Origin of the sequence: Pseudomonas flavescens, assembly GCF_013408425.1 — a bacterium.
GTDB classification, from domain to species: Bacteria; Pseudomonadota; Gammaproteobacteria; order Pseudomonadales; family Pseudomonadaceae; genus Aquipseudomonas; species Aquipseudomonas fulva_A.
The window spans coordinates 5,610,623-5,635,145 of the sequence record NZ_JACBYV010000001.1; the positions used below are offsets into that span (position 1 = coordinate 5,610,623).

Sequence of the window (24,523 nt, forward strand, 5' to 3'; positions counted from 1 at the left end):
GCGTAGGGTGGGTGACGCTTTTTTCGTCCATCTCAGGTGCCGCGGAACCCATAGGCCGGCGTTTGGCGCAGCCTGACGCGCAAAAAAGAACCGGCCTACTGGCCGGTTCTTTTCATCCTGACTTCACATCCGCGCCAATCAATGATGTTCGCGTGTCGCCCTGAATTTCACATCCGGCCAGCGCTCTTCCATCAGGCTCAGGTTGACGCGAGTCGGCGCCAGGTAGGTGAGGTGGCCGCCGCCGTCGAGGGCGAGGTTTTCCACGGCCTTGTTGGAGAATTCCTCGAGCTTCTTCTTGTCGCTGCAGTCGATCCAGCGCGCAGACCAGACGGTGATCGGCTCGTAGCCGCACTCGACCTTGTATTCCTCCTTCAGGCGGCTGGCGACCACGTCGAACTGCAGCACACCGACGGCGCCGAGGATAATGTCGTTGCTGCGCTCGGGGAAGAACACCTGGGTGGCGCCTTCTTCGGCGAGCTGTTGCAGGCCCTGACGCAGTTGCTTGGACTTGAGTGGGTCCTTCAGGCGCACACGGCGAAACAGTTCCGGAGCGAAGTGCGGGATGCCGGTGAAGCCCAGTGCCTCGCCTTCGCTGAAGGTGTCGCCGATCTGGATGGTGCCGTGGTTGTGCAGGCCGATGATGTCGCCAGCCCAGGCCTCTTCGAGCATTTCCCGCTCGGAAGAGAAGAAGGTCAGGGCGTCGCCGATGCGCACGTCCTTGCCGGTACGCACGTGGCGCATCTTCATGCCTTTCTCGTACTTGCCCGAGCAGATGCGCATGAAGGCGATGCGGTCGCGGTGCTTGGGGTCCATGTTCGCCTGGATCTTGAACACGAAACCGGTGAATTTCTCTTCCACCGGCTCCACCGTGCGCTCGTGGGCGACGCGGGCCAGCGGGCGCGGCGCCCAGTCGACCACGGCGTCGAGCACATGGTCGACGCCGAAGTTGCCCAGCGCGGTACCGAAGAATACCGGGGTCAGTTGGCCGCTGAGGAACTCTTCCTGGTTGAACTCGTGACAGGCGCCCTGCACCAGTTCGAGTTGCTCGACGAAGCGATCGTACTCGTCACCCAGGTGAGCGCGGGCTTCGTCGGAGTCGAGTTTTTCGATGATCTTGGTCGCGGTGCGCTCGTGGCCATGGCCAGGCGTGTAGACGATGATGTAGTCGTCGGCGAGGTGGTAAACGCCTTTGAAGTCGCGGTAGCAACCGATCGGCCAGGTAATCGGCGCAGCCTTGATCTTCAGCACCGCCTCGATCTCGTCGAGCAGCTCGATCGGGTCACGGATGTCACGGTCCAGCTTGTTGATGAAGCTGACGATCGGCGTGTCGCGCAGTCGGCAGACGTCCATCAGGGCGATGGTGCGCGGCTCCACGCCTTTACCGCCGTCGAGCACCATCAGCGCCGAGTCCACCGCCGTCAGGGTACGGTAGGTGTCCTCGGAGAAGTCTTCGTGGCCGGGGGTGTCGAGCAGGTTGACCATGTGCTCGCGGTAGGGGAACTGCATCACCGAGGTGGTGATGGAAATCCCGCGCTGCTTCTCCATCTCCATCCAGTCGGAGGTCGCATGGCGGTCCGATTTACGCGACTTGACCGTACCGGCCACGGCGATTGCCTGCCCCATCAGCAGCAGCTTCTCGGTGATGGTGGTTTTACCGGCGTCGGGGTGCGAGATGATGGCGAAAGTACGGCGCTTGGCGACTTCGGCGGCCTGAGTGGTCATGGATGCGTGCCTGCTTGAAAGCGTTGGCGGGCCCGTGGGCCCGGAAAAATGCGCGATTATAGCGGTAAATGCTGCGGCGCTGGGGCATCTCCTGTCAGCCACGGATCGCCTCCCGGGTGTCGAGAGGTAGCCGTTGTCGGTAGGATCACACCCCTTGTTCAGGTTAGAGGTCTCTCATGGCCGTCTTGTTTTTGCGCAGCATCATGGTTGGCGCCCTCGTGCTTGTCTCCTCGGCGGCCCTTGCGCAGTTACCCGAGTGTCGCGTCGACTTCCCCAATGGCTCCACGCTGGGCTTGCCGCTCGCTGCCACGGCCGAGGCGCGTACGCTGGGGTTGTCCGCCCGTGACGACATCGGCAGCGGCATGCTCTTCGCCTGGCCGGAGGAAGGGATTCGCGAGCTGTGGATGAAAGACACCCGCGTGGCACTCTCGGCGGCCTTCATCGATGCTCGCGGCATGGTGCGCAGAGTGGTCGATATGCAGCCCTACAGCCTGCAGCGGCATGGCTCGAAGGAGCCGGTGCGCTACATCGTCGAGGTGGGCAAGGGCGGCTTCGATGCACTTGGTGTTGTGGTTGGGAGTCGCGTCAGGATCGACTGCGCAGATTCCGGATAAAGGCAGCCTAACGTGTAGGAGTCGCGCCCTCGCGGCGAATCGTGCGGGCAACGCTGATGTAGCGGCAAGGCTGCAATCGTTTCGCGCCGAGGGCGACGCTCCTACGTGAACGGTGCCACACGTCCATCTCGCGCTCTCAATGTTGTGGGAACCGCGCCCCCGCGGCGAATCGTGTGGGCAACGCCGATGTAGCGGCAAGGCTGCAATCGTTTCGCGCCGAGGGCGACGCTCCTGCACGGGAGGCCAATTCCATTGGGCGCCTTCGAAGGGAGGCGATCCGTGCAAGGAGCCGCGCTGATAATTCGGCTGACGGTCCCGTAGGTGCTGCTGTTACACTATCACCCCTCGCAAATCCGCATCCTTTCCGATACCAGGAGCATCCGGTGCCTGTCGTGTTCGTCGCCGCCTCCCAACTGCCGACCCCGTTCGGCGTGTTCACCATGCATGGCTTTCTCGAAGAGGCCACCGGCAAGGAGCATGTCGCTCTGACCTTCGGCGATGTGGCCGATGGCGATCCGGTGCTGGGGCGCCTGCATTCCGAGTGTCTGACCGGCGATGCGTTGTTCAGCCTGCGCTGTGATTGCGGCTTCCAGCTGGAAGGTGCGCTGCGCGCCATCTCCGAAGAGGGCCGCGGCGTGTTGCTCTACCTGCGCCAGGAAGGCCGCGGGATCGGGCTGCTCAACAAGATCCGTGCTTACGAGCTGCAGGACGCTGGCGCCGATACCGTCGAAGCCAACGAACGTCTGGGTTTCGGTGCGGACATGCGCGACTACGCGATTTGCCTGCCGATGCTGCAGCACCTGAAGATCTCCTCGCTCAAGCTGATGACCAACAACCCGCGCAAGGTCAAGGCGCTGGGTGACATGGGCATTCCAGTGGCCAATCGCGTGCCGCTGCAACTGGGCCAGAACCCGCACAACAGCAAATACCTGGCCACCAAGGCCGGCAAGCTCGGGCATATGCTCGGCAAGCTGCACCAGGGTGAGGTCGAGCGGCCTTGACCCGTGCCGCGGTCAAGCGCCGGTTGGCCCTGCTCTGGTGGCGGCAACTGGCACTGACCCTGGCTCCGCTGTTACTGATCAATCTGGTTTTCGGCGCGGGCCGCCAACCTGGCGTGCTGGCCATGCCGCTGTTCGTCGCGGGATTGGCTTCGCTGTTCGTCAGCCTGCCGCTGTTCGGTGGCTACAAGCGCGCGCTGTTCGCTGCCGCCAAGGCGCTGGACACGCCCGACGAGCCCGCGGCCTGGCTGACCCTGGCCGAGCGCCGTCGTGCCGCCTTTCTGGGCGCCGGGCTGCCGGCCTGGATCGCCGCCCTCGCGGTATTCGCAGGGCTGGAGGCCGTGCCGCTGGTATTGTTGGCGCTGGCCAGCGTGGTGCTGCTCTACCTCTATCGAATCCCCCGGCAACTGGGCTGATGCTACGTCTCTGGTTGGCGCTGCTGGTGCTGCAGATGGCGCCGCTGTCGGCTGCCGAGCGCGTGGTCAGCCTGGCGCCCTCGCTGAGTGAAATCGTCCTCGAGCTGGACTCCGCCGACCTGTTGGTCGGCGTGCTCGACGGCGGCGAGCGCCCTGCAGCACTGGCGCATCTGCCTTCCGTAGGGCGCTATGGCCAACTCGAACTGGAAACCCTGCTGGCCCTGCAACCCGATCTGCTGCTGTTGTGGCCGGGCAGTGTCAGCGCCGCGCAGCGCGCGCAACTGAAGACCTTCGGCATCCCCATGCTGGTGCTCGAGCCTCATTCGCTGGACGAACTGGCTCGGCAGTTCGTGCAGATCGGCGAGCGCCTGGGGCGGGTGGAGCAGGGGCAGCGTCTGCATCAACGCTTCGTCGCCGGGCTCGCCGAGCTGCGAGACCGCTACCAGCGTGAGCGCCCCGTGTCAGTGTTCTATCAGGTGTGGGATGCGCCGCTGTATACCCTCGGGGGCGGGCAGATCATCAGCGATGCGCTGCAGGCCTGTGGTGCGCGCAACGTATTTGCCGATCTGCAACTGCCGGCCCCGCAGGTGAGTGTCGAAGCCGTATTGCAGCGCGACCCGGCGGTGATCATCGCCGGCGACCGCAGGCAGTTGCAGGCCTGGCAGCGCTGGCCGCAGCTCTCGGCCGTGCAGCGCGAGCAATTGCTGGTGTTGCCGGACAAAGGCCTGGAGCGCCCCAGTTTCCAGATGCTCGACGCCACGGCCAGGCTCTGCGAGCTGCTGGCCCCCACTCGGTGATGGCCGTCACAGCGCAGCGCTCACCGGCAAGCGATGACGCTGGTAAAGCGCGCCGGCAACTGGCAGATTGGATGCCTTCCTGTTTGTTGCAGATGTTATGAAAGCCCCTGTCTCCCCCTGGTTTTCCCCCGCCAGCGCATTGATCGTTGGCGCCGCGCTACTGCTGGTCTTCCCGTTGAAACTGCTGCCGAGCCTGCTGGCCGGTCTGCTGGTGTTCGAACTGGTCAACCGTCTGGCTCGCCATATGCAGCGGCTGTTCGCCGGGCATCTCGGGCGCCTGCTGGCGGTCGGCCTGCTCAGCGTGCTGGTGATCGGCGTGCTCGGCATGGTGTTCGCCGGTGGTTTTTCTCTGGTGATGCACGAGCTGAACAACCCGGGGCGGCTGATGGGCAAGCTGCTCGGAGTGATCGACCGGGCCCGTGACCAGTTGCCGGAAGCGCTGGTGGCGTATCTGCCGGCCAACGTCGACGATATCCGCATCGCGCTGCACGACTGGCTGCGCGGGCACATCAGCGAACTGCAACTGCTCGGCAAGGGCGCGGTGCACATGTTCGTCACCGTCCTGATCGGCATGATCCTGGGCGCGGTGATCGCCCTGCAGAACGTGCCCGAGCCCGGTCAACTGAGGCCGCTGGCCGGGGCGTTGCTGACCCGTGTGGGGCATTTCGTCGATGCGTTCCGCAACGTGGTGTTCGCGCAGATCAAGATCTCCCTGCTCAACACCACCTTCACCGGCATTTTCCTGATGGGCGTGCTGCCGCTGTTCGACGTGCACCTGCCGCTGACCAAGACGCTGATCCTCATCACCTTCGTGGCCGGTCTGCTACCGGTGGTCGGCAACCTGATCTCCAATGCGGCGATCTTCGTGGTCGGCCTGTCGCTGTCGATCTGGGTGGCCCTGGGGGCACTGGCCTACCTGATCGTCATCCACAAGGTCGAATACTTTCTCAATGCCCGCATCGTCGGTGGCCAGATCAAGGCGCGTGCCTGGGAACTGCTACTGGTCATGCTGGTGTTCGAAGCCGCATTCGGCATCGCCGGTCTGGTCGCCGCGCCGGTCTACTACGCCTACCTGAAGAGCGAGCTCAAGGCTCAGGGCTGGGTCTGATTGGCCCGTCGATGGTGCCCCGGCTCGAGCTTGGAGATATCGGGAGATAGCACCCCGGGTATCGCTTCGCACAGCCCAGGCTGCGACCTCTCGAAACGATTAGCCGGCACGTCCACCGTTCGCATGACGTTGTAGGAGCCCGCTTGCGGGCGAATCTGCGATTCGTGAGTTAGCTCGATAGCCAGAGCGCTAATGCGCAATCGCGTTGAGCGCAACCGCACCGGCCTGGCCGAGGCTCGACGCGCCGTGGGAGGCATTGCTGCCGAGGCTTTCCTGACGACTGAGGCGGCTGGCGGTCTTGTGCAGGTCGAGCACCAGTTGCGCCAGTGACTGTGCCGCCTGCAGGGTTTCGTCGGCGCTCTGGCTGCTGCGCTCTGCGGCTCCGGTGATTGCCTGAGCCTGCCCGTTGACGGCCTGCACCTGATTGAGTTGCGATTTCATGGCCTGGCTGATCTGGTCGAGGCGCCCCTGCATGCCAGCCACCTCCTGCTGAATGCGTTCGAGTGCATCCGTGGCCTCGCTCGAGCGCGTCACGCTGCGTTGCGCCGCTTCCTGGCAGCTCTGCATGGCGGCCTGAGTATCGAGCGTCTGCTGGCGCACGCTGCCTAGGGTGGTGGCGATCTCTGCGGTGGCCTGGGCGGTCCGCCTGGCCAGGTTGCGCACTTCGTCGGCAACCACCGCGAAGCCACGTCCGCTGTCGCCTGCCCGGGCCGCCTCGATGGCGGCATTGAGGGCAAGCAGGTTGGTCTGCTCGGCAATGCTGCGGATCGCTTCGGTGATGTGCTGGATTTGCTCGGTCTTCTGGCTCAGGGCCTCGAGGGCCTGGCTCGACTGTTCGATGCGGCTGGCCAGTTGCGCGACGTCCTCGGCGTTCTGCTGCACGGCCGCGCCACCTTTGCGGGTCATGGCCAGCGCCTGGCGCGAGGCGCTTTCGCTGTCGACGATATGTTGAGTGGCCTCGCCGATGCTGTGGTTGACGTCGAGCATCGCGCGCGCTGTGGATACCGCCGCCGCCTGGCCCTGGGCCGCGCACAGGCTGGCGTTGGCGGAGGTTCGGGACAGCCCTGTCGAGGTCTGCTGCAGGGCGCTGCCGGCCGTGACGATGCCCTGCATGGTGTGATCCATCTTGTCGACGAAACTGTTCACCCAGCCGGCCAGCGCCCCTGCCTCGTCACTGGAAAAACGCTCCAGCGCCAGCCGGTTGCTCAGTGGTGCGCCACATTCCGCGGTATCCAGGAAGAAGTCCGAAAGCGACTGCAGCGTGCGGGTGCGGCGGCGCAGGCTGAACGCCCAGAACGCGAACAGCAGCACGCCGGCTGCCGCGAAGGTCAGCGGCGCTGCGTGCCCTGGCAGATGCCGTTCCAGCGCCCATTGCAGACCGCCCAACAGGAACAGGCCGCCGAGCAACTGGCTGGACAGCGAATAGCTCAGGCTGCGCTGACGGTAAACCTCCTCCAGATCGCCCTCGCACATCATGCCCCAGGTATCCGGTGAACCGGGCAGGCGCAGCGTCAGGCCGGCGCCGATCACCGGCACATGGCGGTAATCGGGGTAGCCCGGGTAGAGCACGAACAGGTTGCTGCCATGGCGAATGGTTTCACGCACGCCGGGGTGCAGTTCGCCGCTCGCAGGCGCGGTGAAGCGCAACTCGAATTCGGTGTGCTTCTGCACCCTGACGGTGCCGAAGGGCGTGCGCACGCCCTGTTTGAGGTTCTCGCCACCGGTGAAGGCGCCATCCTCGAAGCGTGAGCGCGACAGGGCGGTCCCCGGGCTGATCTTCGGGTCATGGGTGCTCTGCACCATGAACAGGTAGTTGTCGCCGGAGTCGCGGTAGACGTGGCCCGCCTCGCGCTGAATCAGATCGCTCATCACATCGTTGGGAATCCGCGCGCACAGGCAGCCGACCACCTGGCCGCCGTGGCTGAGTGGCTGGTGAAACAGCAGCGTGACGGCATCATGGAATTTCGACGTGGTCGGCCCCAGTTGCTGGGTCAGCTCATCGATATAGGGGCCAAGCAGAAACTGCCCCTCGAGCCCGGCGGCCAGCGCCGCGCTATCGTGACGCTGGCCCTGACGCGGCGCGTGTGTCGAGGTGAGTATGCGTCCGGCGGTGTCGACCACGAACAGCTCGGACACTTCCGGCATGTGCGCCCGCGCGCGCTGCAGCGCGGCATCCGGCAAGCTCGGCCAGCCCTGGGTGAGTGCAGCGCTCAGCAGTTCGAGCTCCTGCCAGTGCTGGCGTGCCCAGTTGGTGAGCAGGTCGACGCGGGTCAGCGCCAGGCCGGAAAAGGTCTTCTCCACCCGCTCGGCCTGAGCGGCGTTGAGTAGCCATGACCAGCGCATGGCCAGCTTCCCTGCCTTGCCGAACCAGGGCAGCCAGCGACGCTCGCGGCCCTTGAAATCCATTTTATGGCTACGCAACTGCATACGAGCTCCCGGCCGCTATTGGCGGTCCACACATGCTCAATCCCAACTCGAGATTACTGCAATATATGGGCCGACGATATAGGCCGGTCGGGGGCGCGTCAGCGTGCCAGGCGTGCTCGTATGGCCGCTTCAATCCCGGCTTCGTCCAGGCCGCACTCGGCGAGCATCTGGTCGGGGCGGGCGTGCTCCACATAGCTGTCGGGCAGGCCCAGGTGCAGCATCGGCGTCAGAGCGCCGCTACCCGCGAGGAACTCGCTGACCGCACTGCCTGCGCCGCCCATCACGCTGTTTTCCTCGACGGTCACCAGCAGCTCGTGGCTGGCGGCCAGTTCGCTGATCAGTGCTTCGTCCAGTGGTTTGACGAAGCGCATGTCGACCACCGTGGCATTCAGCGTATCGCCGACGCGCAGTGCCTCGGCCAGTTGCACGCCGAACACCAGCAGGGCGACGCCGCTGCCCTGGCGACGAATCACGCCCTTGCCGATCGGCAAGGCGCTCAGTGAACGGTCGATCGTCGCGTTCGGGCCGCTGCCACGGGGGTAGCGCACCGCGGCCGGGCCAGCGAACTGGTAGCCGGTCGTCAGCATGTGGTGCAGCTCGTTCTCGTCGCTCGGCGTCATGATCAGCATGCCGGGGATGCAGCGCAGATAGGAGAGGTCGAAGCTGCCCGCGTGGGTAGGGCCGTCTTCGCCGACCAGGCCGGCGCGGTCGATGGCGAACAGCACGTCGAGGTTCTGCACCGCGACATCATGGATCAGTTGGTCGTAGGCGCGCTGCAGGAACGTCGAGTAGATCGCCACCACCGGCTTGGCGCCTTCACAGGCCATGCCGGCGGCGAGGGTCACCGCGTGTTGCTCGGCGATGGCCACGTCGAAGTAACGATCCCCGTGGCGTTCGCTGAACGCCACCAGGTCGGAGCCTTCCTTCATGGCCGGGGTGATCGCCATCAGGCGCTCGTCGCTGGCCGCCATGTCGCACAGCCACTGGCCGAAGACGCTGGAGTACTTCGGCCCGGACGGTTTTTTAACCTTGGCTGGCGCGTTGATCGGCTCCAGCTTGGTGATCGCGTGGTAGATGATCGGGTCGACCTCGGCAGGGGCGAAACCCTTGCCCTTCTTGGTCACTACATGAAGGAACTGCAAGCCCTCCAGATCGCGCATGTTGCGCAGGGTGGCCAGCAGGGTCGGCAGGTCATGGCCATCGATGGGGCCGATGTAGTTCCAGCCCAGCTCTTCGAACAGCGTGCCGGAGACCAGCATGCCCTTGGCGTGCTCTTCGGTCTTGCGGGCGATTTCCCAGGCGCCGGGCAACTTGGACAGCACTTTCTTGCTGCCTTCGCGCATGTTGGCGTAGGTACGGCTGGAGAGGATCTTGGCCAGGTAATTGGACAGGCCGCCGACATTCTTGGAGATCGACATGTCGTTGTCGTTGAGCACGACGAGCATGTTGGCCTTGACGTCCGCCGCGTGGTTGAGCGCTTCGAACGCCATGCCGGCAGTCAGCGCGCCGTCACCGATCACCGCGACCGACTTGCGCTTGCTGCCCTGGCGCTGGGCGGCGATGGCCATGCCCAGTGCGGCGCTGATCGAGGTGCTGGAGTGGCCGACGCCAAAGGTGTCGTACTCGCTCTCGGAGCGGCGCGGGAAAGCGGCGATGCCGTCCTTCTGGCGCAGGCTGCCCATGCGCTCGCGGCGCCCGGTGAGGATCTTGTGCGGGTAGGCCTGGTGGCCCACGTCCCACACCAGGCGGTCGTCCGGCGTGTCGAAGACGTAGTGCAGGGCGATGGTCAGCTCGATCACCCCGAGGCCGGCGCCGAAATGCCCGCCGGTCTGGCCGACCGTGTAGAGCAGGTACTGGCGCAGTTCGTCCGCCAGGGTCTCCAGCTCGGCCTCGCCAAGGCGGCGCAATTCATCCGGCGTATTGGCGCGGTCGAGCAGCGGCGTCAGCGGGCGTTCGCGGGGAATCTCGTGGAAAGTCGTCGGCATCAGGCGAGTCGTTATAAGAATTCAAAGAATGGGGCAGTCTACCTGATGCGGCTGGCCGTGCCCAAGATGGGCATGGTGCGGATCGCCGCAGCAGTCGTGTTGAATGAGACAGCGAGGCCGTGCGTTCAGTTGCGCCTTTCTACGATGTAACGGGCCAGTTCACGCAGCGGCTCGGCGGCACTGTCGAACGGACGCAACGCATGCAGGGCCTGATCGCGCAACTCGAGGGCATAACTTTTCGCCGCTTCCAGGCCCAGCAGGGCCGGGTAGGTAGGTTTGTCGTTCGCCTGGTCCTTGCCCTGGGTCTTGCCCAGCGTGGCGGTATCGCTCTCCACGTCGAGGATATCGTCCTGCACCTGAAAGGCCAGGCCGATGGCCCGGGCGTAGGTGCTCAGCGCCGCCAGGGCGCGTTCGTCGGCGCGGCCACTGGCCAGGGCGCCGAGGCGCACGCTGGCTTCGATCAGCGCACCGGTCTTGTGGCGATGCATCACTTCCAGCGCCGGCTGCTGCAGTTGTTGCCCCACCGAACCGAGATCGATGGCCTGGCCGCCGACCATGCCCGCAGGCCCGGCCGCGTCGGCCAGAGCACTGAACATGCTCAGGCGGATTTGCGCATCGTGCGGATTGCGTTTTTCGTTGGCGAGCACGGCGAAAGCCAGGCTCTGCAGGCCATCGCCCGCGAGGATCGCCGTGGCCTCGTCGAAGGCCTTGTGCGTGGTCGGCTGGCCGCGACGCAAGTCATCGTCGTCCATGGCTGGCAGGTCGTCATGCACCAGGGAATACGCGTGGATCAGCTCCACCGCGCAGGCTGCGCCGTCGGCTTGCTGCGCTGTGCCACCGAGTGCTTCGCAAGCGGCGTAGGCGAGCAGCGGGCGAACGCGTTTGCCACCATTGAACACGCTATAGCGCATGGCGGCATACAGGTGTTCGAGCTCGACACGCGGTGCCGTGAACAGCGGCTCCAGGGCGGCGTCGACCTGCTTCTGGCAGCGGGCCTGGTAGCTGGCGATCATAACGGTTCGTCCGTTTCGAACGGCGCCGCTTCCAGTTCGCCATCGCGCTCGAGAAGAATCTGTACTTTCTGCTCGGCCTGAGTCAGCGAGGCCTGGCAGTCGCGGGTCAGACTGATGCCTTGCTCGAAGGCGCTCAGCGACTCTTCCAGCGAAAGTTCGCCGTTTTCCAGGCGTTCGACGATGGTTTGCAGGTCGGTCAGGGATTGCTCGAAATCGAGCGCGGCTTTCTTACGGGCCATGGCGGGAATTCTCAGGCGGGGTTCGCGGTTCGGCGGGACACTAGCAGAGCCCCGGTTCGCGGGCAATCGACTACGGCGTAGCGTAGCTGTATCGATATACAGTATCGTGTCGGCTGTTAGCCACTTTTGTAGCCGTGCCCATGCGTCTGTTTCTCTGCGAAAAGCCCTCTCAAGCCAAGGATATCGCCAGTGTGCTCGGTGCCACGCGGCGCGGCGACGGCTGCTGGCTGGGCAATGGGGTGACGGTGACCTGGTGCATCGGCCACCTCCTGGAAACCGCGCCGCCGGATGCCTACGACGCGCGCTACAAGCGTTGGGTGCTGGACGATCTGCCCATCGTGCCGCAGCAGTGGAAGATGCGCGTCAAACCCAAGACCGCCGCGCAGTTCAAGGCGGTCAAGCGGCTGCTTGGCGAGGCCGCCGAACTGGTGATCGCCACCGATGCGGACCGTGAGGGCGAGATGATCGCCCGCGAGTTGCTCGACCATTGTCGCTACCGCGGGCCGATCCAGCGCCTGTGGTTATCGGCCCTGGATGATGCGTCGATTCGCAAGGCGCTGGCTGCGCTCAGGCCTGGCGCCAGTACCTACAACCTTTATCAGTCGGCGCTTGGCCGCTCCAGGGCCGACTGGCTGATCGGCATGAACATGAGCCGCCTGTTCACCCTGCTGGGGCGCAAATCCGGCTATCAGGGCGTGCTGCCGGTCGGTCGCGTGCAGACACCAACCCTGCGCCTGGTGGTGGATCGCGACCGCAGCATCGCCGCTTTCGTCCCCGTGCCGTTCTGGGCGATCGATGTACTGCTCGACGGCAACGGCGCGTCCTTCACCGCCCAATGGCGTGCCCCTGAAACGCAGTGTGACGAGCAGGGGCGCTGCCTGCGCCAGGAGGTCGCGCAGCGCGCCGCCGCGGATATTCAGGGCGCCGAGCAGGCGCTGTTGCAGCAACTGAAGACCGAGCGCATGCGCGAAGCGCCGCCACTGCTCTTCGACCTCGGCACGCTGCAGCAGGTCTGCTCGAAGAAGCTCGGCCTCGGCGCTCAGGAAACCCTGGATATCGCCCAGAAGCTCTATGAGACCGACAAGCTGATCACCTACCCACGTAGCGACTGCGGCTATCTGCCGCTGAGCCAGCACGCCGAGGCGCCAGCCATTCTGGCCGCCCTGGGGCAGGCGGATCCGGGCTTGCGTGAGGTGCTGGCGCATACCCAGGCACAACGCCGTTCACGGGCCTGGAACGATGCCAAGGTCAGCGCGCACCACGGCATCATTCCGACCCTGGCCGCTGCAGGGCTGGCGCGCTTGAGCGGTCGCCCGCGTGCTGTCTACGAGCTGATTCGCGCCCGCTACCTGGCGCAGTTTCTGCCCAACCATGAATACGACCGCACCCAGGCCGATTTCGACTGTGCCGAGCACGCTCTGCGCGCGGTCGGCAAGCAGATCGTCGAGCCCGGCTGGAAACGCGCGCTGCCTGAAGCCCTGTCGCCAGCCAAGGGGCGCGAAGCGCCGACGCCCCAGGCACTGCCGGCTCTGCGCGAAGGACAGCAGTGCGCGGTGCGCGAGGTGTCGCTGAAGGACCTGCACACCCAGCCGCCCAAGCCATTCACCGAGGGTGACCTGATCCAGGCCATGAAGAACGTGGCACGGCTGGTCGAAGACCCACGCCTCAAGCAGAAACTCAAGGACACCACCGGCATCGGCACCGAAGCCACCCGCGCCGGCATCATCCAGGGGCTGCTCGACCGCGGCTACCTGATCAAGCAGGGCAAGACCCTGGCCGCCACCTCGGCGGCCTTTGGCCTGATCGACGCAGTGCCGCGGGCTATCGCCGACCCTGGCACCACGGCCATCTGGGAGCAGGCGCTGGACATGGTGCAGAGCGGCGAGATGCCGCTGGAAGAGTTCGTCACCAAGCAGTCGACCTGGATGGGCAAGCAGATCGAGCGCTGCCTTGGCCTGCAGCTGAACATCAGCGGTCCTGCGCCCAGCAAAGGTCGCGGTGCCCCTTGGAAGAACAAGCGCAAGACCGCCGCGCGTAAAGGTGCACCTGCCAAACGGGCCGGCACGGGTACGGCAAAGGCCAAGCCGAAGTAGGTCGAATGCTGTTCACCTGATGCACTCGCAAGGGGCGCGAAGCGTCCCCGCAGGCGTTACCACGCGGCGCGTGGGAACGATCTGATATTGCAGTACGGCCGCCCTTCGCCCCGGGTCGGGGCTCCTACGCGCTTATGGCTCAGCCGCCGTTTTGCTGGCTCTCCGGCACAGATTCCTAATCTTTCGGTCAGCATTCCCCCGGTGCCGCCCATCCGCCCGTTGCATACGTGGAGTATTCCCAAATAGAAATTTTCCGTTACCATCCGGCGCGTTGAATTTAACGAACGGGTTTCATTTGCTTGTTCGCTCGTGCCGGAATGCCCGTCTGCGGCTTGTTTTAAAGGGTTTCAGGGTGCCTTTCGGAGCCGTGATCGACGGCGAAAGCATTGGCCAGGCGCCGGTGGTTTGCACCGGTATGTAGAGTAAAACGAACATTCAGCTCGGTGTGCCGGCGCTTTTTCAGGCAGCACCGCTGCGGTAGATGGCTCGGCGGTCACGGTGGTGACGGGGCCTTTCTCTGATTGAACCGGATGGATTTCGGCAAGGAACTGTTGCCCGAGACCGGTTCGCCGGATCCGGAAACGCTCACATGGACAGCGATCACACAGTGAAGCCTGCTGGCGCGCCGCATGGCCGTCGTGCACAGCGGCCCGGCTTCACTGTTTCCAGCAAAATCAACAAGAGGTAGTCCTTCTATGGATGCGGTATCAGCCGACAAGGCAAAGCAGGAGCACGAGAGCAAGCTCAGTGCATCATTGAAGCCCCGGCACCTCACCATGATGTCGATCGCCGGTGTCATCGGCGGCGCATTGTTCGTCGGCTCCGGCAGCGTGATTCACAGCGCTGGCCCAGCTGCCGTACTGGCCTATCTGGCCGGTGGCATTCTGGTGGTGCTGATCATGCGCATGCTCGGTGAAATGGCGACCTCCTCGCCGGACACCGGCTCATTTTCCACCTACGCCGAGCGCGCCATCGGCCGCTGGGCCGGCTTCACCATCGGCTGGCTGTACTGGTGGTTCTGGGTGATCCTCATGGCCTGGGAGGCCTACGTGGCGGGCACCATCCTGCATGGCTGGTTCCCCGAAGTCAGCGTCAACGTCTTCGTGCTGGCCACCACGCTGCTGCTGATCAGCATCAACTTCTTCAACGTCAAGCACTACGGGGAGTTCGAGTTCTGGTTCGCGCTGATCAAGGTGGTGGCGATCATCTGCTTCCTGGTCGTGTGCAGCATGGCCGTGCTCAGCCTGTGGCCGACCGGGGAGGTGCGTGGTTTCAGCAACCTGACGGCCCAGGGCTTCATGCCCAACGGTATCGAAGCCGTGGTGGTAGCCATCCTCGGGGTGATGTTCGCCTTCCTCGGTGCGGAAATCGTCACCATCGCCGCTTCGGAGGCCAAGGACCCGTCGACGCAGATCGTCAAGGCGACCAACTCGGTGGTCTGGCGCGTGTGCCTGTTCTACATCGGCTCGATCTTCCTGATCGTCTGCCTGGTGCCGTGGAACGACCCGCTGATGGCGCAATCGGGCTACGGCTCCTATCGCCGCACCCTGGAGCTGTTGGGCATCCCGTATGCCGAGCTGGTGATGAATTTCGTGGTGCTGACCTCGGTGAGCAGCTGCATGATCTCGGCGCACTACACCGCTTCGCGCATGCTGTTCTCGCTGTCCACCCGGGGTGATGCACCGCGGTTCCTGAAGATCACCCGTTCGGGGACCGGCGTACCGGTATTCGCGATCATCGCTTCCTGCTCGGTGGCCATCTTCGTGGCGCTGATCAACTTCAGCGAAACCCTGCGCCCTAAGGACGTGCTCGACACCCTGATGAACACCACCGGCATGATCGCCCTGCTGGTCTACCTGGTGATCGCCTTCTCGCAGCTCAAGATGCGCCGCAAGCTGGAAGCCGAAGGCAAGGACATCCGCCTGAAAATGTGGCTGTTCCCCTGGCTGACCTACCTGGTGATCGTGTTCATCGTCGGCTGCCTGGTGACCATGGCCTTCGTCGAGGAGTATCAGGTACTGGTCATCTCCACCGGCGCGGCTGCAGCCGTGGTCGTGGCGCTGGGCGTCATGGTCCACCTGCGCGCGGCGAAGAAACTGGCACGCTGACCACGTCGGCATGAGCGAAAAGGGGCGCACTCGTGAGAGGGCGCCCCTTTTCATTTCTGCTGCTGACCGATCAACGCGCCGCCCAGCCATTGAAGCGCTCTTCGAGTTCTTCGCCGTGGTCGATCCAGAACTCGGCGTTCACCAGTTGGGCGCCGGCCATGTTGGCTTCGGCGGTTGGCAACTGCGCCTGCACATCGGCGGGCAGTTGCGGCAGGGTCTGCTTGTGTACCGGGCCGTATGGAATCTGGCTGGAGAACACCTTTTGCGTGTCCGCCTGGCTGGCGAACTTGATGAAACGCTCGGCCAGTGCCTTGTTCGGGCTGCCTTTGACGATGGCCCAGTGCTCCGGGTCGTACAGGCTGCCGTTCCAGGAAATCTTCAGGTTGGCGCCTTCCTTTTGAGCCACGCCGATGCGGCCGTTGTAGGCGGCGGACATGGCCACATCACCGGCCAGCAGCCATTGCGGAGGCTGGGCGCCGGCTTCCCACCACTGGATGGAGGATTTGATGGTGTCCAGTTTCTTGAAGGCGCGGTCGACGCCTTCGGGCGTGCCCAGCACCTTGTAGAGCTCGTCGCGGCTTACGCCATCGGCCAGCAAGGCCGCTTCCAGGGTGTACTTGGCGCTTTTGCGCAGGCCACGCTTGCCAGGAAATTTCTGCAGATCCCAGAAGTCGGCCCAGGATGCCGGCGCGGTTTTCAGCTTGTCGCCGTTGTAGGCCATCACCATCGACCACACATAGGTGGCCACGCCGCACTCACTGACGGTGCCCGGAATGTACTGGCTGGTGTCGCCAAGAATGGCCGGATCCAGGCGCTCGAACAGGCCCTCTTCGCAGCCACGTTGCAGCTCCGGGCTTTCCAGTTCGACCACGTCCCAGGTCACCTGACCGACGTCGACCATGGCTTTGACCTTGGACAGTTCGCCGTTGTATTCGCCAGCGATTACCTGGCCGGCACCGCTCTGCTCGAAGGGTTTGAAGTAGGCAGCGGTCTGCGCGACCTTGGTGGCGCCACCGAAGGAAATCACCGTCAGGCTGGATTCGGCCAGGGCCGAGGTGCTGGCTCCGGCCAGAATGGACAGGCCGATGGCGGCCCGGATGCATGGACGCAAGTGCTTGAACATGGAAACTCCCTCGCTGTTTTTTACGTTGTAGGTCTGAGGCAGTAATGGCCGAATCGGCGAACCTGCGCGTCGTACCACGCGTCAGGGAATCTCTGTTGTTATGGGCGTCCGCTCCGTGGGGAGCGTGAACGGCAATCCGTTCGGGCCGTCGTGGCGACCCGTGGGGTGTTCGAGTGAGGGACATGGTGCGTCAGTCCGGCGAGGAGGAAAATTATTAAAAATATGCTCGAGACATACGAAAAAACTTTGCAAGCCTTCGCCCCGTAGCGGCGCATTACTGGGGTAAGGTGCAGGGAGTAATGGCGGTGAGATCGACACGTGGCTTCCTACACCCTCAGGCAACTCAAGTACTTCGTCACCACGGTGGAAGCAGGCAGCGTGGCCGAGGCCTCGCGGCAGCTGTACATCGCCCAGCCATCCATCTCCACGGCGATCAAGGGCCTCGAAGAAAGCTTCGGTGTGCAACTGTTCATCCGCCATCACGCCCAGGGTGTATCGCTCACGCCCAGCGGCGCGCGCTTCTACGAGAAGGCCCAGCAACTGCTGCGCATGGCGCGGGAGTTCGAGCAGAACGCCCTGGCCGACAACGACATCGTCGCCGGGCAGATCGATATCGGCTGCTTCGAAACCGTGGCGCCGCTCTACTTGCCCCAACTGATTGCCGGCTTTCGCGAGCGCTATCCGGGGGTGGACATCCGTATCCGGGATGGCGAGCAGCAGGAGCTGGTGCAGGGCCTGACCGCCGGCTCCTTCGACCTGGCCTTTCTGTATGAGCACGACCTCGATGGCACCATCGCCACCGAGCCGTTGATGCCGCCGCAGAAGCCCTACGTGCTGTTGCCCGAGCACCACCGTTTCGCCGGCCAGGCCCAGGTATCGCTGCGCGATCTGTGCCTGGAACCGATGATCCTGCTCGACGTGCAGCCGAGCCGTACCTATTTCGTCAGCCTGTTCCACGAGCTGGGGCTGACCCCCAATATCGTCTTCAGCTCACCGTCGATCGAAATGGTGCGCGGCATGGTGGGGCAGGGCTTCGGCTTCTCGCTGCTGGTCACCCGCCCGCATTCGGAATGCACCTATGACGGCAAGCGCGTGGTCACCGTGGACATCACCGAACCCGTCGCCACCTCAGGCCTGGTGGCAGCACGCCTGAAACGCGGCCAGCTCACCAAACCGGCGCAACTGTTCGTCGACTTCTGCCGGGAGCGGTTGAGCCAGCTTAGCGAGAGTGCCGGGCTGTAGAGCCGGGTAAACGCGGATATTGGCCATCGCCACTGTGGGAGCGGGCCAATCGTGGTTGATGCACGGTGGATGGGTGAGGCGTCGGCTACCCTGCGATTCGCTCGTAGGGTGGTGCTTCAGCCCACCGTTGCGGGGTTGGGTTCGCGCTGACTCGCCGGATTCTGGTGGGCTGAAGCCCACCCTACGCCACGAAGTCACTCTCTCCTCTGTGGGAGCGGGCCATGCCCGCGATTTCGCGCGCATGGCGCGCTCCCCCATAAAAGGACTAATCGTGGTTGGCGCCTGGTGGGCGGGTAAGGCGTCGGTTACCCGCGATTCGCTCGTAGGGTGGCGCTTTAGCCCACCGTTGCAGGATTGGGTTCGCGCGGACTCGCGGGATTCTGGTGGGCTGAAGCCCACCCTACGCCACGAAGTCACTCTCTCCTCTGTGGGAGCGGGCCATGCCCGCGATTTCGCGCGCATGGCGCGCTCCCACATAAAAGGGCCAATCGTGGTTGGTGCACGGTGGATGGGTGAGGCGTCGGTTACCCGCGATTCGCTCGTAGGGTGGTGCTTCAGCCCACCGTTGCGGCGTTGGGTTCGCGCGGACTTACGGGGTTCTGGTGGGCTGAAGCCCACCCTACGCCACGAAGTCACTCTCTCCCCTGTGGGAGCGGGCCAATCGTGGTTAGTGCACGGTGGATGGGTGAGGCGTCGGCTACCCTGCGATTCGCTCGTAGGGTGGTGCTTTAGCCCACCGTTGCGGGATTGGGTTCGCGCGGACTCGCGGGGTTTTGGTGGGCTGAAGCCCACCCTACGCCACGAAGTTACTCTCTCCTCTGTGGGAGCGGGCCATGCCCGCGATTTCGCGCGCATGGCGCGCTCCCCCATAAAAGGACTAATCGTGGTTGGCGCCTGGTGGGCGGGTAAGGCGTCGGTTACCCGCGATTCGCTCGTAGGGTGGCGCTTTAGCCCACCGTTGCGGGGTTGGGTTCGCGCGGACTCGCCGGATTCTGGTGGGCTGAAGCCCACCCTACGCCACGAAGTCACTCTCTCCTCTGTGAGAGCGGGCCAATCGTGGTTGGTGCACGGTGGATGGGTGAGGCGTCGGTTACCCGCGATTCGCTCGTAGGGTGGCGCTTTAGCCCACCGTTGCGGGGTTGGGTTCGCGCTGACTCGCGGGATTCTGGTGGGCTGAAGCCCACCCTACGCCACTGTGAGAGCGGGCTAATCGGGACGGGTGAGGCGTCGTCCACCCTACGCTACGCTCTCTTCTATGCCCCATCGAACAACCGGGAATCACAGCGGCTCGCGCAGGTAATCCGCCAGTCTCGAGAGCATCGCATCACACCCCTGGAGCTGTTCCACGCTGACGAACTCGTCGGGCTTGTGGCCCTGGTCCATGCTGCCGGGGCCGCAGACCACGGTGGGGATGCCGGCGCCGTCGAACAGGCCGCCTTCGGTGCCGAAGGCCACGGTGCCGAAATCACTCGACCCGCAGATCCTCGTCAGCAGACGCGCGGCCTCGCTGTCGGGCGGTGTGGCAAGGCCGGGGTAGGCGCTCAGCGCTTGCAGGCGGATATCGCTGGCGGCGCTCACCGCCTGCATCTTCGGCAGCAGTTGCTGGGCGGCGTAATTCTGCAATTCATCCGCCACGCTCTGCGCGTCGAAGCCCGGCAACGCGCGCACCTCGAAATCGAACTCGCATTCCGCTGGCACGATGTTCAGCGCGCGGCCGCCCTTGATCAGGCCGGTCTGCACGGTGGAGAAGGGCGGGTCGAAGCGCGCGTCGTGGTGCTCGGGCTGGGCCAGGCGCTCACCGATATCTCCCAGGTGGCCGATCAGCCGCGCCGCGTACTCGATGGCATTCACGCCGTAGGGCGCGTACGCCGAATGGCAGGCGGCGCCATGCACTTCACAGCGCATCGCCAGCTTGCCCTTGTGGCCGAGCACGGGCTTGAGTTCGGTGGGTTCGCCGATCAGGCACAGGGTCGGTTTGTGCGGGCGTTTTTGCAGTTCGGCGAGCATGGAACGCACGCCGAGGCAGCCGACTTCCTCGTCGTAGGAAAACGCCAGGTGCACCGGCACTTGCAGCGGGCGTTGCAGAAACCCTGGCACCGCTGCGAGTACGCAGGCGATAAAGCCTTTCATGTCCGCCGCACCACGGCCGTACAAGCGCCCGTCCCGCTCGGTCAACTGGAACGGGTCGAGGGTCCAGGCCTGGCCATCCACCGGCACCACATCGGTGTGGCCGGACAGCACCACGCCGCCACGATCCGGCGGGCCGATGGTGGCGAACAGGTTGGCCTTGGTGCCTTCGGCATTGTGGAACAGCTCGCTGTCGACGCCGAACCCTGCCAGGTAATCGCGGATGAATGCGATCAACTGCAGGTTGGAATCACGGCTGACCGTGGCGAAGCCGATCAGCCGCTCGAGCAGGGCGCGGCTGCTGGGCTCATTCATCACCCGGTACTCCGTAGCTTGGCGCGGCCGTCGGGTCGAGGGCGCGGGTCAGGTAATCCTGCATCTGCGGCCGGTAAGCCTGCCACAAGCCATCCAGCTGACCGATGGGGTCATCGTCGGCCCAGTCGACCCGCAGGTCGATGATCGGCCAGACCAGATCGCCCACCACCTTGAGCGCGGCCGAGTGCACCGGGCCGGCTTCGCCGCCAGCGGCCATCGCCCCATGCATGGCCGCGAGCAGGCGGTCAGCCAGTTGCCCGCTGGCATTCTCGAATGCCTCGACCATGGCCTGGATCACCGCTTCGCCCGACAGCAGATTACCCGCCGCCACGCACTGCTCACCGGCCACCGCGTTGTACAGCCCCAGCGCTTCCTTGCCGCTGAACAGCGCAGTGCGGCCATGGCTGTCGATCACCGTCACCTGGCGGTACTGGCTCCAGCCATTGGCGCTCAGCGCGCGCTGCAGGGCGTCGCTTGGTTCCAGCGTCTGTTGCTCCAGCAGGTCGAGAATCTGCGGGCCGAGGGCGGGCAGGGTGACGTTCTGGGTGGCCACCGCCCCCACGCCGGCACGCAGCCAGGGGCAGCGCGCGCCCACGGCAATGCTCGACGAGCTGATGGCGATGCCCAGTTGCCCGGTTTCCGGGCAGCGCCCGACGATGGAAAAGGTCATGCCTGCCTCCTCATTTGGCTTGCCAGTCGTCCGGGATCACGGCGATCACGTCGATTTCCATCAGCCACTGCGGCTGACCGAGGGCCGACACCACCAGGCCGGTGGAGATGGGGAACACCCCCTTCAGCCATTTGCCGACTTCCTTGTACACCGGTTCGCGGTAGCGCGGGTCGATCAGGTAAGTGGTGGTCTTGACGATGTGCGAGAGGTCGCTGCCGGCTTCTTCGAGCAGTTGCTTGAGGTTCTTCATCGCCTGTTCGGTCTGCGCCTGCGGGTCGCCGAGGCCGACCAGGTTGCCGTCGAAGTCGGTGCCTACCTGGCCGCGCACGTACACCGTGTTGCCGGCGCGCACGGCCTGGCAGAGGTCATTGTCCAGGGACTGGTTGGGGTAGGTGTCCTTGGTGTTGAACATGCGGATACGGGTATGAGTGGGCATCAGTTGACTCCCTGCAGGCGGGTGATGGGGGCGTCTGCCTGGCGCTGCGCGGCATCGCGATAGGCGGTGTACTTGCGTTGCGTGGCGATGTGATCGGCGACGTGCTTGGCGTCGTGCCACACGCCCCAGATGAACGACGAACCCCGGCGTGACAGCCATGGCAAACCGAGGAAATAGATGCCCGGCTCGCGAGACACGCCGCGCTGATGCTGCGGCTTGCCGTTGGCGTCGAAGGTATCGGCCTCCAGCCAGCTGAAGTCGGTGGCGAAGCCGGTGGCCCAGATGATCGACGTCACGCCGGCTGCGATCAGGTCCAGTTCGCGCAGCGGCTCGGTCATGCAGGCTGGATCTGCAGGGATTACGCGTGCCTCTGGTTCCTCCGGCAGATCCAGGCCGTTGCGGGCGATGTAAGCATCCGCGGCATCGAGCAGCGCCAGGTAGTTCTCGTCACCACGGCGGACGTTATCGACCAGGTCGTCGGCAAACTGCACCACGCCGTTTTCGAACGTGCGGGTCAGGCCGACCAGCGTCATGCCTTCATGGGCCAGCCGGCGGAAGTCGATGGTCTTGCCGCCGCCGGCGCCGCTGACGGCGATGGTCACGTGCTCGCGGCCGGCCTTCGGGGTTTCCTGATCCCATTCGCCGAGCACGCCCAGCCACCAGCAGAAATCCCGGTCGCGATAGCTGCGCGGCGGGCGATCATGGGCGCCGACCGACAGGTACACCTGGCGCCCGGCCTGCATCAGCTCATCGGCGATCTGCGTGCCCGAGGAGCCCGCGCCCACCACCAGTACCGCACCGGCGGGCAACTGCTGAGGATTGCGGTATTCGGCGGAGTGGATCTGCGTCAGGCGCTCGTCCTTAGGGGCGATGGCCGGGATAACCGGGCGCTGGAACGGCCCGGTGGCAGCGACCACGCGGTTGGCCTCGATCACCCCCTGTGAGGTTTCGACGGTGAAACCGGGGCGATTGGCATTGCGGCGGACCTTCTTCACTTCCACGCCGGTGCGAATCGGCGCGTTGAAGGTGCGCGCATAGGCTTCGAAGTAGGCGGCTACCTGCTCCTTGGCGGGAAAGGCATCCTCGTCGAGGTCGAATTCCAGGCCGGGAAAGCGGTCATGCCAGGCCGGCCCGTTGGCCACCAGCGAATCCCAGCGCATGGTGCGCCAGCGTTCGGCGATGCGGTCGCGCTCCAGCACCAGATGGGGGACGCCCAGCTTGCTCAGGTGCTCGCTCATCGCCACACCGGCCTGGCCCGCGCCAACCACCAGGGTGTCTATTTCGATCTTCTCGACAGTCATCTCTATGTTCCTCTGAAGGAGGCCGGGTGCCTTTCGGCCAAGGCTGGCCTTGGGGCACTTCGCGCAAGCCGCTCGTGCATTGAGGCCATTGTGTTCAGAGGCAGGGGATAGCGAAATTAGCGTTTTTGTAGTCGTTGACCAGCAAAAAGCTGGGCACCGCCGCACGGGGCGGCATCAGGCAGGGGCGGCGCCGGACATCACCCGGTTGCGGCCAGCGCCCTTGGCGGCATACAGGGCCACATCGGCAGCGGCGACCAGGGCCGCTGGCGTCGGCAAATCCCGCCCCGGCACGCAGGAGGCGACGCCGATGCTCAGGGTCAGCGTGGCGTAGGGCGAGCCCTCGTTGGCAATCGCCAGCGCCTCGACATCGGCGCGGATGCGCTCGGCCACGGCCAGTGCCGGCGCGCTTTCCGCGCCCGGCAGGATCAGCGCCAGTTCCTCGCCGCCATAGCGTGCGGTGGTATCCGCGCTGCGCTTGGCGTGGCGCTTGAGCACCGCCGCCACCTGCCGTAGCGCCTCGTCACCGGCCGGGTGGCCGTACTGATCGTTGAAGCGTTTGAAGTAATCCACATCGACCAGCACGAAGGACAGCCACTGCCCCTGGGCCGCCGCCGAGCTGAACGCCGCCTGCAGCGCTTCATCCAACCGGCGCCGTGTGGCCAGGCCGGTGAGGGCGTCTTCACCGGCGATGATCTCCAGCGCCTGGTTGGCCTCCGCCAGCTCCCGGTGCATGCCCTTCAGGCTCGCCTCCATCTGGCCCTGACGCATCAGCGCACGCCAGATCAGCCAGGCCAGCGACACGAATAGCAGCAACACGATGCCGCTCAGCAACCACGTCTGCCGGGCGCGGTTTTTCCAGGCCTCTATCGCCTGCTCTTCGGACACCGCCGCAGCCACCACAATCGGGTACTCGGCGCTGGAGTCGAAGCCATAGATGCGCCGAACGCCATCGAGGATCGCCGTCAGCACCATGCTGCCGCGCGTCACGCCATCGTCGTTGATCATGCGCAGCACCGGGCTCTTCGAGACGTTGACCGCATAGTTCTCGGGCGCCATCTGCGACCGGGCGAGGATGGTGCCGTCGCGTTTGACCAGGCCGATCACCCCTTCGCTACCCAGGTCGATGGTCTGATAGAAATCCACGAAGCGCTCGATCACCAGTGTCGCCAGCACCACGCCGCGAAACTCGCCGTCGGCCTCGTTGAGGCGCAGCGACAGCGAAATGACCCATTCACCGGTCATGCGGCTGCGAATGGGCGCGCCAATGCACAGGCCATGGTTCGCGTTCACGCGATGCAGCGCGAAGTAGTCCCGGTCGGCGGCGCTGTAGTTCGCGTTGGGTTCGGGGATCGTGGTGATCAGTGCCCGGCCATCCGTACCAATCACGGTAAAGCCTTCGACATCACGCAGCACCCCTAGCTGCGCGCGGGATACCTCCAGCACCTCATGCAGGTTCTGCGCGTTGTAGCCGGTAATCTCCAGCTTGCGCTTGATGCCGATCAGCACCGTGTGCGCATCGCGGATCGTCGACTCGGCCTGCCGGGTAAGCGCCGTCGACAGGTTCTGCATATCGTCGACATGCTGCTTCAGCGCCTCGCGCTTGTCCCATTCGACCTGCAGGTAGGTCAGCGCCAGAAAGGCAACGCCCACCACGAGGGTCATGAGCGCGACCAGGCGCCTGAGGTGACCGATTTTCGAAGTCTGACTCATCGAGTGTGCAGGCCCGGCTTAGGCAGTGTTGCTCGTATCGCCCTGCGCCATTGGCGGACTCGGCGGGATAGGCTGCGTT

Annotated in this window: 19 protein-coding genes; 8 read left to right on the forward strand and 11 right to left on the reverse strand. The window is 64.8% G+C overall.

All coding sequences use genetic code 11. From position 1 onward, the window contains the following. Positions 1-138: 138 nt before the first annotated feature. Entirely contained in the window at positions 139-1,722 is a 1,584-nt protein-coding gene (locus FHR27_RS25055) for a peptide chain release factor 3 (RefSeq protein ID WP_042554696.1), read from the reverse strand. A 176-nt stretch (positions 1,723-1,898) separates the two neighbouring features. On the opposite strand from FHR27_RS25055, the gene FHR27_RS25060 reads away from it, so the two are divergent. From FHR27_RS25060 to FHR27_RS25080, 5 genes are all read left to right on the forward strand, one after another. Continuing rightward, positions 1,899-2,336 carry a DUF192 domain-containing protein gene (locus FHR27_RS25060; RefSeq protein ID WP_052493819.1) on the forward strand — a complete coding sequence of 146 codons (438 nt, stop codon included), beginning with the start codon at positions 1,899-1,901 and terminating at the stop codon, positions 2,334-2,336. A gap of 383 nt (positions 2,337-2,719) precedes the next feature. After that, positions 2,720-3,337: a GTP cyclohydrolase II gene (gene ribA / locus FHR27_RS25065; RefSeq protein ID WP_042554697.1), complete on the forward strand. Its 618-nt coding sequence runs from the start codon at positions 2,720-2,722 to the stop codon at positions 3,335-3,337. Further along, positions 3,334-3,750, forward strand: coding sequence for a hypothetical protein (locus tag FHR27_RS25070; protein ID WP_042554698.1), 417 nt, complete (start codon positions 3,334-3,336; stop codon positions 3,748-3,750). Before ribA ends, FHR27_RS25070 begins: the two co-directional genes overlap by 4 nt. After that, entirely contained in the window at positions 3,750-4,547 is a 798-nt protein-coding gene (locus FHR27_RS25075; RefSeq protein WP_179539853.1) for a helical backbone metal receptor, read from the forward strand. The genes FHR27_RS25070 and FHR27_RS25075 overlap by 1 nt, the downstream gene beginning before the upstream one ends. 97 nt (positions 4,548-4,644) lie before the next feature. Beyond that, the gene (locus FHR27_RS25080; RefSeq protein ID WP_042554700.1) at positions 4,645-5,655 is read left to right on the forward strand and encodes an AI-2E family transporter; all 1,011 of its coding nucleotides are present in this window, start codon (positions 4,645-4,647) and stop codon (positions 5,653-5,655) included. Between the two features lie 189 nt (positions 5,656-5,844). On the opposite strand, the gene FHR27_RS27115 is transcribed toward FHR27_RS25080, so the two are convergent. The 4 genes from FHR27_RS27115 to FHR27_RS25100 all read right to left on the reverse strand — a co-directional run bounded on the left by FHR27_RS27115 (position 5,845) and on the right by FHR27_RS25100 (position 11,319). Next, positions 5,845-8,082: a methyl-accepting chemotaxis protein gene (locus FHR27_RS27115; RefSeq protein ID WP_042554701.1), complete on the reverse strand. Its 2,238-nt coding sequence runs from the start codon at positions 8,080-8,082 to the stop codon at positions 5,845-5,847. A 98-nt stretch (positions 8,083-8,180) separates the two neighbouring features. Beyond that, the gene (gene dxs, locus FHR27_RS25090; RefSeq protein ID WP_179539854.1) at positions 8,181-10,067 is read right to left on the reverse strand and encodes a 1-deoxy-D-xylulose-5-phosphate synthase; all 1,887 of its coding nucleotides are present in this window, start codon (positions 10,065-10,067) and stop codon (positions 8,181-8,183) included. Positions 10,068-10,192: 125 nt separating this feature from the next. After that, the gene (gene ispA, locus FHR27_RS25095) at positions 10,193-11,080 is read right to left on the reverse strand and encodes a (2E,6E)-farnesyl diphosphate synthase (RefSeq protein WP_179539855.1); all 888 of its coding nucleotides are present in this window, start codon (positions 11,078-11,080) and stop codon (positions 10,193-10,195) included. Next, positions 11,077-11,319, reverse strand: a complete 243-nt coding sequence (locus FHR27_RS25100; protein ID WP_042554704.1) for an exodeoxyribonuclease VII small subunit — start codon at positions 11,317-11,319, stop codon at positions 11,077-11,079. The genes ispA and FHR27_RS25100 overlap by 4 nt, the downstream gene beginning before the upstream one ends. 140 nt (positions 11,320-11,459) lie before the next feature. Here FHR27_RS25100 and FHR27_RS25105 point away from each other — a divergent pair, with 140 nt between their 5' ends. Continuing rightward, positions 11,460-13,412, forward strand: a complete 1,953-nt coding sequence (locus tag FHR27_RS25105; protein WP_179539856.1) for a DNA topoisomerase III — start codon at positions 11,460-11,462, stop codon at positions 13,410-13,412. Positions 13,413-14,107: 695 nt separating this feature from the next. Beyond that, on the forward strand, positions 14,108-15,520 hold the full coding sequence (locus FHR27_RS25110; protein ID WP_179539857.1) for an amino acid permease: 1,413 nt from the start codon (positions 14,108-14,110) through the stop codon (positions 15,518-15,520). A 70-nt stretch (positions 15,521-15,590) separates the two neighbouring features. On the opposite strand, the gene FHR27_RS25115 is transcribed toward FHR27_RS25110, so the two are convergent. Next, complete coding sequence (locus tag FHR27_RS25115; RefSeq protein WP_179539858.1) at positions 15,591-16,643, reverse strand: ABC transporter substrate-binding protein; 1,053 nt, start codon at positions 16,641-16,643, stop codon at positions 15,591-15,593. A gap of 318 nt (positions 16,644-16,961) precedes the next feature. On the opposite strand from FHR27_RS25115, the gene FHR27_RS25120 reads away from it, so the two are divergent. Beyond that, positions 16,962-17,885, forward strand: a complete 924-nt coding sequence (locus FHR27_RS25120; protein ID WP_042554708.1) for a LysR family transcriptional regulator — start codon at positions 16,962-16,964, stop codon at positions 17,883-17,885. A 1,278-nt stretch (positions 17,886-19,163) separates the two neighbouring features. Here the strand turns inward: FHR27_RS25120 and argE are convergent. The 5 genes from argE to FHR27_RS25145 all read right to left on the reverse strand — a co-directional run bounded on the left by argE (position 19,164) and on the right by FHR27_RS25145 (position 24,396). Continuing rightward, positions 19,164-20,327: an acetylornithine deacetylase gene (gene argE, locus FHR27_RS25125; RefSeq protein WP_179539859.1), complete on the reverse strand. Its 1,164-nt coding sequence runs from the start codon at positions 20,325-20,327 to the stop codon at positions 19,164-19,166. Continuing rightward, positions 20,320-20,997 (reverse strand): DUF1028 domain-containing protein, encoded by a 678-nt coding sequence (locus tag FHR27_RS25130; protein ID WP_179539860.1) that lies wholly within the window; start codon positions 20,995-20,997, stop codon positions 20,320-20,322. The genes argE and FHR27_RS25130 overlap by 8 nt, the downstream gene beginning before the upstream one ends. 10 nt (positions 20,998-21,007) lie before the next feature. Beyond that, positions 21,008-21,433: a RidA family protein gene (locus tag FHR27_RS25135; protein WP_042554711.1), complete on the reverse strand. Its 426-nt coding sequence runs from the start codon at positions 21,431-21,433 to the stop codon at positions 21,008-21,010. Further along, on the reverse strand, positions 21,433-22,734 hold the full coding sequence (locus tag FHR27_RS25140) for a flavin-containing monooxygenase (RefSeq protein WP_179539861.1): 1,302 nt from the start codon (positions 22,732-22,734) through the stop codon (positions 21,433-21,435). The genes FHR27_RS25135 and FHR27_RS25140 overlap by 1 nt, the downstream gene beginning before the upstream one ends. A 174-nt stretch (positions 22,735-22,908) precedes the next feature. Then, positions 22,909-24,396, reverse strand: coding sequence for a sensor domain-containing diguanylate cyclase (locus FHR27_RS25145; RefSeq protein ID WP_179539862.1), 1,488 nt, complete (start codon positions 24,394-24,396; stop codon positions 22,909-22,911). Positions 24,397-24,523: the final 127 nt, after the last annotated feature.